Origin of the sequence: Guyparkeria halopsychrophila (assembly GCF_044582135.1) — a bacterium.
Taxonomy (GTDB): Bacteria; Pseudomonadota; Gammaproteobacteria; order Halothiobacillales; family Halothiobacillaceae; genus Guyparkeria.
In genome coordinates this window covers 58,115-69,086 of record NZ_JBDODP010000017.1, presented here as the reverse complement: position 1 = coordinate 69,086, position 10,972 = coordinate 58,115, and the positions used below count along the sequence as shown (strand labels likewise).

The window sequence follows — 10,972 nt, the reverse complement described above, 5'->3', positions numbered from 1 at the left end:
CCTAGGCGGGGTTTTTTTGTTTCGGTGGCGGTGTGTTCCTTGGGAGGCGGTGCTGCAGAACACAGTGCATGCTGGTTGCGCTTGTATCGCGACGGGGCGGGCGCCACAGATTGCGTCGGGTGCGCATCGAGCCTGTGCTTGCGGGTATCCACTCACACCTGATGCCGTTGCGTGGAGCCATTTCCCGCGCGCACAAAAAAGCCCCGCCGGGTGGCGGGGCTGGACGTTTCTGCTTGAAAGCAGAGGGGCGGTGTTTAGCCGCTCACGCCCTCGACAGCTGAGTGGACCACTTCCGGCTCTGCGTCGTAGCAGTCGCTCATGCAGCGCTGGTTGTTCGTGTCCGGACGGGTGTCGGTGACGTAGTAGTCACGCGCCGGCATGTCGACGTCTGCAAGCGTCTTGTCGCTGCAGACGAAGTCCGACTCGACGATCATGCCCAGGTTCAGCACGTAGCAGGTGACGGCGTAGGACTCGTCAACGCCCATGGTGCCCGGTGCGTAGAACGGCATGTGGCGCTTGATCATGTCGAACAGCGTCGGGGCGTGGCCCCAGGCGTTGTTGACGGCACGGTTGCCGACCCCATCGAGGCCCTGCTTGAGCGATTTGATGAACTGCGGCATCGGGTCGCCCATCATCTTCGGGTAGCCCTCGGCGCCTTCCCCGAACGCCCCGTGGCACATGGCGCACTGGGCGTCGTACGGGTCTTGACCCGCCTGAACGCTACCGGAACCCTCCGGCAGGTTGGTGCCGTCGTAGAACACACTGATGTCCCACGGCTCAATCGCCTTTGCTGTGATGTTCTTGCCAATGCCGTTGAAGCCATTGCCGTGCTCGGCTGCGATGCCGACAGAGCTCAGACCCAAGGCCATGGCACCTGCCGCAAGACCCAGGCTGAACTTAGAAGTTTTCAATTTGGACATTCTTCACCTCGCCAGACTTCTCGATTTTCCAGGCCTGAATGGAATTCTTGTGGTAGATGCTGTTGAAGCCACGCACCTTGCGCAGCTGCATCAGGGTTGGCTGAACGTAGCCGGTCTCGTCGGTGACGCGGCTCATGATCAGGTGCTCACCACCTGTCCACTCGAACGGGAGCGTGAACTTGGTCACGCACTTGCTCAGTACGGGCTCGACCAGTTCGGCTTCCTGCCAGTTCTTGCCGCCATCGACGGACACGTCGACGTGCTTGACCTTGCCGCGACCCGACCAGGCAATGCCGCGAATCTCGTAGCTGCCCTTGCCTTTCATCTGGTAGTCCGGGCAGGGGTAGTTGATGACCGAGTTGGCCTCGTTGACCAGGGTGAACTGGCGGATGGTGCCATCCGGCAGTGGCTCGATGTAGTGCCGAGTCTCCTGGTAGGTGACCAGCGGCTTGTCGACGAACTTGATGCGGCGCAGCCACTTGATCGACATGTTCGCTTCGCAGCCCGGGAGCAGGAAGCGGATCGGGTAGCCGTTTTCCGCACGCAGCGCTTCGCCGTTCTGGGCGTAGGCGATCATGGCGTCCTTGTACATCTCGCAGCTTTCGGCCGGGAGCGGCTCGCCGAACTGGTCCTCGGCGCCTTCCATCGGGATGGAGCGCTGCAGGGCTGAGCCATCGGTGCCTTCGGCGTACAGCCAGGTCGACTTCGGATCGACGCCGACGTATTCCATCAGGTCGGTCAGCTTGACGCCGGTCCACTCGGCGCAGCTCATCATGCCGTGGGTGAACTGCAAGGAGTCCATCTGAACACCGCGCCACTCCATGGCACCGTTGGCCGGGCACTCGAGGAAGTGGATCGCGGTGTGCGACGGCATGCGCTTGAGGTCTTCCATGGAGAAGACCATCGGCTTGTCGACCATGCCGTGGATGACCAGCTGGTGGGTCTCCGGGTCGACGTCGACGGCACCGGCGTGGTGACGCTCGAAGTGCAGACCGTTCGGCGTGATGATGCCGTGCAGGTCCTGCCACGGGGTGAAGCTGATCGACGCGAGGGTGTCGGCGGTCAGCCAGCTGACGTTGCGGCGCACCACGTCCTTCTCGAACTTGGACGGCATGCCGTACGGGACGGACACGACGCCACGGCCGAGAATGTGGCGGGTCGAACCGATTTCCAGCGGCTCCGTGACGGTCTCCAGCTTTACGTCGCCATAGGCATTGCCGGCGGCTGCAGTGGCAGCACCGGTTGCCGCGAGCGCGACGCTCTTGCGGAGGAATTTGCGACGGTCGCTGGAAGCTACGCCCTCGCGGGCATCGCTCTGCGGCGTCTGATCAAGTGTGGTTTCTGACATTGCTCACTCCTGCATCGTAGGCAATTGGTCGGATCAACGTAGATTCGATCCATTCCGTGCCCCCCGGTTCTCCGACAACCGAAAGACGCGTGTTTTGAGGACAGTCCGGCGACTCGCCGGTGTCGACAATGACCCGCTATTGTTCATGGGTCTTCGAGCCGGGTCAATCCGAAGCGGGTTCCCTCATCGATGACCCGATCAAAAAATTGAACCGGCAGCAATCTACATCAGCGGGTGCTAATTAACAACCGCATACGGGTTCGAACATTTAATGGGGTATCAACCCGTATGGTTGGCCGGGTCCGGGCATCATTAGCGAGCGCGCCCGCGCGCGGCTGAGGCGCTCGAGCCTTGGCGCGAGGCACCTGGGTCGTTATAGTTTGTTGGAAATATCCAACAGGGCAGCGACCTCCACCGTGTACCGTTCCATCCGTGTCCAAAAAGCCGATTTCAACATTGCCGATGTCCTTGGCGAGTTGCGTTCGCGATGCGCCCATGTCGGGGCGGTGGCGACCTTCCTCGGCACCGTGCGCGATATCAACGATGATTTGGAGGTCAGCGACCTCGTCCTCGAGCATTACCCCGGAATGACCGAGCGCGCTCTCGAACGAGTGGCCGATGAGGCGATTTCGCGTTGGCCGTTGGCCGGCGTGAGTATCGTTCACCGCGTCGGTCATCTCCGGCCGACGGATCAGATCGTGCTGGTCGCGGTCGCCAGTGCCCACCGGGCCGATGCGCTTGAAGCCTGCACTTTCATCATGGACTACCTCAAGACCCACGCGCCGTTCTGGAAGAAGGAAGTGGACCCCGAGGGCAACACCCGTTGGGTGGACGCGCGCGAGAGTGATGAAGCGGCTCGCCGGCGCTGGTTCGCCGATTTCGATTGAGGAGAAGGTTGCGTGGAATCCGTCGAGCAAGTGATCGAAAGGCTGGGTGAGTGGATCGCACCACTGGCAGAGATCGAGCGGGTGACCGTCCTCGAGTCGGTTGGCCGCGTGCTGGCTGAGCCACTGGCCGCCCCACGTGACGTCCCGATTGCGCCGTTGAGCCTGTTTGACGGTTACGCGGCGGCGGGGCCATTGGTGGCCGGCGAGTCGTTGCCCGTTGTTGGTAAGCAGTTCGCCGGCGACGCACCGGCAACGCTCAAGCCCGGCACCGCGATGCGCATCTTCACCGGTGCCTTGTTGCCTGAGGGCGCAGACACGGTGATTGCGCAGGAATCGGTCGAGATCGATGGGGGGCGGGCATGTTGGCGCGAGGATCTGGCGATCGGTGCCGGCGTGCGTGTTGCCGGGGCAGACACGCGGGCAGGGCAGGTGCTGCTGGAGTCCGGCACCCGCATTAGCGTGCCGCAGATGGGGCTGATCGCCAGTACCGGCGAGGCCAAGGTCGCGGTGCGCCGGCGGGTGCGTGTCGCGCTGCTGACCACCGGCGACGAGCTGCTGGCGCCCGGTGAGCCGTTTGCGCCGGGCAAGATCTATGACGCCAACGGACCGATGCTCGAGACGCTGCTGCGTGCCGCTGGTGTCGAGATCGTCCAGCGTGGCTGCCTGCCGGACGACCGCGAGGTGATTGACACCCAATTGCGCGAGGCGGCCGAGGCCGATCTGATCGTCACCTCCGGTGGGGTGTCGGTGGGCGAGGCCGACCTGGTGCGTGCCGGCGTCGAGGCGCTGGGTCGCATCGATCACTGGCGCATCTTTCTCAAGCCGGGCAAGCCGCTGGCGTTTGGCGAGGTGGTGGGCACACCGTTTCTTGGTCTGCCGGGCAACCCCGTGTCCACCTTCGTCACCTACCTGCGATTCGTGCGCCTGGCGATCGACCGGCTGGCCGGTCAGACCGATCCGGGTGCCTGGCCGACGCAGTGGTTGCCGCTGGCCGCTGCGCGTCAAGGCGGTGATCGACCCGAGTACATCCGTGTGCGCCGGGTCGAGGTCGAGGGCCGATTGATGCTCGAATCCTACCCGGACCAGAACTCGGGGTTGCTCAGTTCGCTTGCCTGGGCCGACGGCCTTGCGCTGATCCCACCCGATGCCCGCCTCGCAGTGGGCGACCCGGTCGAATACACCGCCTTCAAGGAGATTGGCCTATGAGCCGCACACTCACGCATCTGGACGAGAAGGGCGAGGCCCGCATGGTCGACGTCGGCGGCAAGGCGCACACCCAGCGTGTCGCCCTGGCCGAGTCGCGCATCGTCATGCAGCCGGAGACCCTGGAGCTGATCCTTTCCGGCGGTCACAAGAAGGGCGACGTGCTGGCCACGGCGCGGATCGCCGGGATCATGGCGGCCAAGCGCACCGGCGATCTGATCCCGATGTGCCACCCGCTGATGTTGACCAAGGTGAAGGTCGAGCTCACCCCCGAGCCCGACCGTCACGCCGTTCATATCACCGCCGAGTGTGCCGTCACCGGCCAGACCGGCGTGGAGATGGAGGCGCTGACAGCGGCCTCGGTGGCGGCGCTGACCTTGTATGACATGTGCAAGGCGGTTGATCGCGGCATGGTGATCGAGCAGACGCGCCTGCTGGAAAAGCGTGGCGGCAAGAGCGGCCACTGGCAGGCGGGCACCTCTTCCTGACGCCCGGTGCCCGGGCGGAGGCGGGGTCGGCGGGTGCGTTCGGTTTTTCCCGCCATAGCGCTTGCATTTTCAGGCTCGGCTGATACCGTTATGTCCAAGTGAACATGACGCACGTTTCACTTGCTCCTGCATCGCAGGTCCCGGTCGAGAGTCGACTCCGACCCCTCGGCCTCGACCGGACCCCATTCCCGCGCGGTGGGCCGTTACGCCGGCCGCGCACGTTGACGAACCCCATGCCACTCGGATGTCGGCATGGTCCAGGCAAGGGCTGACGAGAAAATGCAGCAGTTGACCGACCCGTTTGGCCGATCCATCAACTACCTGCGGCTGTCCGTGACAGACCGCTGCGACCTGCGCTGTTTCTATTGCATGCCCGAGGGCTTCAAGGACTTCGAGGTGCCCGAGCACTGGCTGACGCCAGACGAGATCGAGCGCATGCTGGGGGTGATGGCCGACATGGGCCTGTCCCACGTGCGCATTACCGGCGGCGAGCCGCTGGTGCGCAAGGGCATCGAGGACATCGTCGGCCGGGTGGCGGCACTGCCCGGCATCGAGGACGTGTCGCTGTCGACCAACGCCACCCGCATGAACAAGATGGCCGAGTCCCTCAAGGCCGCGGGCGCCGACCGCATCAACGTCAGCCTCGACACCCTCGATCCCGAGCGTTTCAAGTCGATCACCAAGGGCAAGGTGGACAAGGTCCTCGACGGACTGGCCGCCGCCAAGGCCGCCGGCTTCTCGCCGATCAAGATCAACGCCGTGGTGATGAAGGGCATCAACGACTACGACGTCGAGGACCTGCTCGACTACTGCATCGACAACGGCTTTACCCTGCGGATGATCGAGACCATGCCGATGGGCGAGACCGGCCGGGATGCGATCGATCACTACGTCAGCCTCCAGGACGTCAAAAAGCGCCTCAAGGCGAAGTACGACCTGATCCCGGCGGTCAACTCGGTCACCGGCGCGGGGCCGGCACGCTACCTGCAGGTGGCCGGTACCGACACGATGGTCGGTTTCATCACCCCCATGTCCGAGCATTTCTGCGAGACATGCAACCGTGTGCGCCTGTCCTGCGACGGCACCATGTACATGTGTCTGGGTCAGGAAGAGAGCTTCTCCTTCCGCCCGCTGCTCAGAAAGGGTATTCCCGACGACGAGCTCAAGGAGGCGTTGATCCAGGCGATCGCGCTCAAGCCCGAGCGTCACGAGTTCACGGAAAAGCCCGAGAAGGTGATCCGTTTCATGTCGATGACCGGCGGCTGAGCGCGGCTCGCCGCGGCAGCATCCGGCCAGGCCGTCCCACGGGGCGGCCTTTTTCGTGGGGTTCCCACCGCGTGGCCTCACTCTGTCCTCGTGAGATCAATGGCCTATGCTGTTACCGGGTTCTGATGGCAAATGACCGTCGGTCACCGGAAGGGAGGGTGAAACCCGCATGCAGGCTGCATTTCCGGAACGTCCGTCTCGCGCTTTCTGGCGCCGGTTGGCATGGGCGTTGTTGATTCTGGCCGGATTGATCTGGCTGGCCGTCGCCGCGGCGCAGGACGATCGTCGCCAGGCGGTGCTGCTGACGGTACAGGACGCGATCACCCCGGCAACCGCCGACTACGTGATGCGCGGGATTGAGTCGGCCGAGGCACGCCGGGCCGAACTGGTCGTCTTGCAGCTCGACACCCCCGGCGGGCTCGATACCAGCATGCGGTCGATGATCCAGGCCATCCTGCAGGCGGACGTGCCGGTGGCGAGCTACGTCCATCCGGCCGGCGCACGCGCCGCTAGTGCCGGCACCTATATCCTCTACGGCTCGCACATCGCGGCGATGACCCCGTCGACCAATCTCGGTTCGGCCACGCCGGTGCAGATGGGCGGTGGTGGATTGCCGGGCATGACGCCCCCCGAGGAGGCTGGTGACGGCAGCGACGACAACCCTCCCGAGGCCGCTGACGATGGAGAGGACGCTGGCGAGGCCCCACGTCGCGGTGGCGATGCCATGGAGCGCAAGGTGCTGGAGGATGCCGTGGCCTATATCCGGGGTCTGGCCGAACGTTTCGATCGCAATGCCGACTGGGCAGAAATGGCGGTGCGCGAGGGTTTCAACCTCGGCGCGCGCGAGGCGCTCGAGCGCAATGTCATCGACGTGGTCGCCGAGGATCTCTCCGACCTGCTGGCGCAACTCGATGGTCGCGAGGTGCTGGTCAACGGGGTGAGCCGGATGTTGTCGACCCAAGGCATCGAGGTGATCCGTGAGGACCCCGACTGGCGCGCCAAGCTGCTGGCGATCATCACGAACCCGAACATCGCGTATATCCTGCTCCTGATCGGGATCTACGGCATCATCTTCGAGTTGGCCAACCCCGGCGCGCTCGTGCCGGGGACGATCGGTTCGATCGCCCTGATCCTGGCCTTCTTCGCCCTGCAGGTCATGCCGCTGAACTACGCCGGCCTGGCGTTGATCCTGCTCGGCATCATCTTCATGATCGCCGAGGCGTTCGTGCCCAGTTTCGGCGCGCTCGGCATCGGCGGTCTCGCCGCCTTCACCGCAGGATCCATCATGCTCTGGGACGACCCCAACCTGAACGTGGCATTGCCCCTGATCATCGGCGTCGCGATCGCCATCGCGGGCTTCTCGATTTGGGTGCTGGGGCGCTTCCTCGACGTGCGCCGCAAAAAGCCGGCCACCGGGTACGAGGAGATGATCGGCATGCAGGGCGTCGCCCAGGAAGATTTCGAGACGACGGGGCGGGTATTCGTTCACAGCGAGTTGTGGACCGCCGACAGCCGCGACCCGATACGAGCCGGTCAGGACGTGCGGGTCGTCGCGATTGACGGACTGCGCCTGACCGTCGAACCAATCGAGTAGACCATTGCAAGGGCCGTCGGGCCCATGGAGGGAAGGCAGATGCTGGGCAATTTCGGATATCTGATCGTGCCGCTGATTGTGCTGGTTGCGATCATCGCCATGTCGTTGCGCGTGCTGCGCGAGTACGAGCGTGGCGTGGTGTTCTTCCTGGGTCGGTTCCAGCGCGTGAAAGGCCCCGGCCTGATCATCGTCATCCCGGTGATCCAGCAGATGGTCAAGGTCGACCTGCGGATCATCACGCTGGACGTGCCCAGCCAGGACGTGATCTCGCAGGACAACGTGACCGTGCGCGTCAACGCGGTGCTCTATTTCCGCGTCGTCGACCCCGAGCGCGCCGTGATCCAGGTGGAGAATTACAATCAGGCCACCAGCCAGTTGGCCCAGACCACCTTGCGGTCCGTGCTCGGCAAGCATGATCTCGACGAGATGCTCTCCGAGCGCGACAAGCTCAACAACGACATCCAGGGCATTCTCGACGCGCAGACCGATGCCTGGGGCATCAAGGTCGCTAATGTCGAGATCAAGCACGTCGATCTCGATGAGTCCATGATTCGTGCGATCGCCCGCCAGGCGGAGGCCGAGCGCGAACGTCGTGCCAAGGTCATCCACGCCGAGGGTGAACTGCAGGCGGCCGAGAAGCTCGTCCAGGCCGCCGACATGATGAAGGACAGCCCCGCCGCATTGCAGCTGCGCTACCTGCAGACGATGGCGGACATGGCGACCAACGGCAAGACCAGCTCGGTGTTCTTCCCGTTACCGATCGAGCTGACCAACGCCTTCCAGGAATTCACCGGCCATTTCGCGCAGAAACGACCCGACGCCTGAGCGTCACCTCGCGTCGATTCGCCGGTGTTTCTGGATCATCCGCCCGACTCTCCCCCTGGGTAGTCGGGCTTTTTACTGGGTGGCTAACGTCAGCGATTTTCCGCCAACGCCTCGGCCCGGGCGAGGATGTCGCGATAGCGGCTCCCCAGACGGGTGAGGGCGCCCATCCACAGCAGGCAGATGGCGACGACCACCCAGGCGAGTTGTGTGGCCTCCACGGGCCATGGCAGCCACTGGGTCAGCAGCAGGATCAGCAGCGAGCCGACCACCTTGAACAGGCGGTAGCCGAACATGTCGATCCAGGCCTTGGCGCGGAACATCAGCAATGGCTCGATGGGCACGTACAGGAGTTCCTTGGAGGCGCGGTTGATCGAGTAGGACAGGCCGCGGTCGGCGATCTTGAGAAACGCGCCGGCTTGCAGGGTGGCCTGCGAGAGGTACACGAAGCTGCCGGCCATTACCGCGATCGGTTGGGCGAACAGGCCGCCGATCGCCCCCAGCCAACGGTGCACCAATGGGGTGATCAGCAGGTTGATGCCGATCGCCACGGCACTGAGTACGCCGAAAAACGCGCCCAGGTACGCGGTTCGCGCGTCACGATCGGTGACGGTCGCCTCGACCACCTTCATGAACTGGTACTCGATGATCGGCTCGGCGATCTGTGCCAGCAGCAGGATCCCCGCGATCAGCAACAGGTAGGGGTGATGCAGGATCGCCCGCCAGTCGCCGGTCGACTGCGCGGCGTGAGTACCCACACCGGGCTTTTCCCGGTACAGGCCGGTGCGGCCCATCAGCAGGGTCAGGCCGGCGATCAGGCCGATGATGGCCGCGGCAATCGGCAACAGGTCCATGGTTTCCAGGCCGGCCTGGCGTATCCACGCACTGGAGGCCACGCCACCCACGACCCCGCCCACCAGCCCGCCGGTGGCGATAAACCCGTACCAGCGTTTGCCCTCGCGGGTGGAGAAGATCGTGTTGGTCAGGCTCCAGAACTGTTCGACCAGGATCACGCTGACCATGTCGACGAACACGTAGAAGGCGAACGCGGCGGCGAAACCCGTGCCGTCGAGGAAGGGGTAGAAGCCCAGAAGCACCACGATCACGATCGTGCAGGTGCCGAGGACCACATGAATCCGGGAATAGCGTGCGATCAGGCGGTGGTAGATGCCGATGGTCAGGGCCAGGGCGGTCGCCGTGGCGATCCAGACGTAGGGCAGGGCATCGGCACCCAGCGCGGTCAGGAACAGCGAACGGCTAGCCGGCTTGAGGTGATAGACCGCGGCGATGATCAGGAAGAAGTTCGTGAACAACAGCACCCGCCGCAGCAGCCACGGGTGGCGTGAAGCGCCGCCGGGTGGTTCAGGGTTTTCGGGTCCGGGGCCCCCTGATCCGGGTTGGTTTGATCGTGTGCTCAGATCCACCGTGCTTCCTTCTACGGGATTATGTATATGACTTTACGGCATTAACGGGGTATCGTTCCGGGTCAATTTTGTTTTCCATCCGGGCGTGCCGGATCAGGAGGTAGCCATGTGGCGACGTTTGGCGTTGGTTTTTCTGTTCTGGTCGGTCGGAGCGGGTCTCGTACAGGCGGCCCTGCCGGCAGATGCCGTCGCGCTGCGTGACGCCACGGATCCAGCCCTGCAGGCGCAGCTGGAAGAACGTCTCGACGCCCTACAACTGGGGCAATCGGTCGAGGCCGGCCAGTTGTCGGTGGCGTTGGTTGACGTCACCGACCCGGACCAGCCCCGGCTGGCCGAGGTCAATGGCGATGCCATGCTTTACGCAGCCAGCCTGCCCAAGATCGCGATCCTGCTCGCCGCCTTCCAGCGGGTCGATGAGGGAGCGCTGACACTCGATGACGAGACGCGCGACCTGATGACCCGCATGATCCGCAACTCGTCGAACTCCGCGGCCACCGCCATGATCGGCAAGGTGGGTCGAGACTACATCAACGAGCTGTTGCGTTCGCCGCGCTATCGTCTCTACGACGAGTCACTCAACGGTGGCCTGTGGGTTGGCAAGGAATACGGCCGCGGATCCGCCTATCAGCGCGATCCGTTACATCATCTGTCCCACGGGGCGACGGCCTTCCAGGTCGCCCGGTTCTACTACCTGCTCGAGAAGGGCCAACTGGTCTCGCCGCAATCCTCCCGCGAGATGAAGCGAATCCTCGGTGAACCCGCCATCTCGCACAAGTTCGTCGGCGGTCTGCTCGCCGAGGTGCCCCAGGCACAGATCTACCGCAAGTCCGGTTCCTGGCGCGACTGGCATGCCGATAGCGCCATCGTCGAGCACGACGGTCGCACCTACATCGCCGTGGGTCTGGCGCAGAATCCCAGCGGCGGCGAGTGGCTCAAGCGGCTGATTGTCGAGCTCGACGAGTTGATCATGGACACGCCGATTCGCACGGCCGGACTGGGATCGGTCTCGGCACGCTGATC

10 protein-coding genes are annotated in these 10,972 nt (G+C 64.1%); 7 read left to right on the top strand and 3 right to left on the bottom strand.

Translation table 11 applies throughout. The annotated features are described in order from the left end of the window. Positions 1 to 254 precede the first annotated feature (254 nt). Together ABGV18_RS08730 and soxC are read right to left on the bottom strand one after the other, a co-directional pair. A complete protein-coding gene (locus ABGV18_RS08730) occupies positions 255 to 920 on the bottom strand; it encodes a c-type cytochrome (protein WP_396582305.1) in 666 nt (221 codons plus the stop codon). Then, positions 898 to 2,268: a sulfite dehydrogenase gene (gene soxC, locus ABGV18_RS08725; RefSeq protein WP_396582307.1), complete on the bottom strand. Its 1,371-nt coding sequence runs from the start codon at positions 2,266 to 2,268 to the stop codon at positions 898 to 900. The genes ABGV18_RS08730 and soxC overlap by 23 nt, the downstream gene beginning before the upstream one ends. A 416-nt stretch (positions 2,269 to 2,684) precedes the next feature. Here soxC and moaE point away from each other — a divergent pair, with 416 nt between their 5' ends. The 6 genes from moaE (at position 2,685) to ABGV18_RS08695 (ending at position 8,531) form a co-directional block, all read left to right on the top strand. Next, positions 2,685 to 3,155 (top strand): molybdopterin synthase catalytic subunit MoaE, encoded by a 471-nt coding sequence (gene moaE, locus ABGV18_RS08720; RefSeq protein WP_396582308.1) that lies wholly within the window; start codon positions 2,685 to 2,687, stop codon positions 3,153 to 3,155. A 12-nt stretch (positions 3,156 to 3,167) separates the two neighbouring features. Beyond that, a complete protein-coding gene (locus ABGV18_RS08715; RefSeq protein ID WP_396582310.1) occupies positions 3,168 to 4,361 on the top strand; it encodes a molybdopterin molybdotransferase MoeA in 1,194 nt (397 codons plus the stop codon). After that, positions 4,358 to 4,846: a cyclic pyranopterin monophosphate synthase MoaC gene (moaC, locus tag ABGV18_RS08710; protein WP_396582311.1), complete on the top strand. Its 489-nt coding sequence runs from the start codon at positions 4,358 to 4,360 to the stop codon at positions 4,844 to 4,846. Before ABGV18_RS08715 ends, moaC begins: the two co-directional genes overlap by 4 nt. 252 nt (positions 4,847 to 5,098) lie before the next feature. Beyond that, entirely contained in the window at positions 5,099 to 6,112 is a 1,014-nt protein-coding gene (gene moaA / locus ABGV18_RS08705; RefSeq protein WP_396582313.1) for a GTP 3',8-cyclase MoaA, read from the top strand. Between the two features lie 169 nt (positions 6,113 to 6,281). Then, on the top strand, positions 6,282 to 7,706 hold the full coding sequence (locus ABGV18_RS08700) for an NfeD family protein (protein ID WP_396585687.1): 1,425 nt from the start codon (positions 6,282 to 6,284) through the stop codon (positions 7,704 to 7,706). 39 nt (positions 7,707 to 7,745) lie between these two features. Next, the gene (locus ABGV18_RS08695) at positions 7,746 to 8,531 is read left to right on the top strand and encodes an SPFH domain-containing protein (protein ID WP_396585686.1); all 786 of its coding nucleotides are present in this window, start codon (positions 7,746 to 7,748) and stop codon (positions 8,529 to 8,531) included. An 89-nt stretch (positions 8,532 to 8,620) separates the two neighbouring features. On the opposite strand, the gene ABGV18_RS08690 is transcribed toward ABGV18_RS08695, so the two are convergent. Continuing rightward, positions 8,621 to 9,841, bottom strand: a complete 1,221-nt coding sequence (locus tag ABGV18_RS08690; protein ID WP_396585685.1) for an Npt1/Npt2 family nucleotide transporter — start codon at positions 9,839 to 9,841, stop codon at positions 8,621 to 8,623. 217 nt (positions 9,842 to 10,058) lie between these two features. Between ABGV18_RS08690 and ABGV18_RS08685 the strand changes: the two genes are divergently transcribed. Beyond that, on the top strand, positions 10,059 to 10,970 hold the full coding sequence (locus ABGV18_RS08685) for a serine hydrolase (RefSeq protein WP_396585684.1): 912 nt from the start codon (positions 10,059 to 10,061) through the stop codon (positions 10,968 to 10,970). The last annotated feature ends 2 nt before the right edge of the window (positions 10,971 to 10,972 follow it).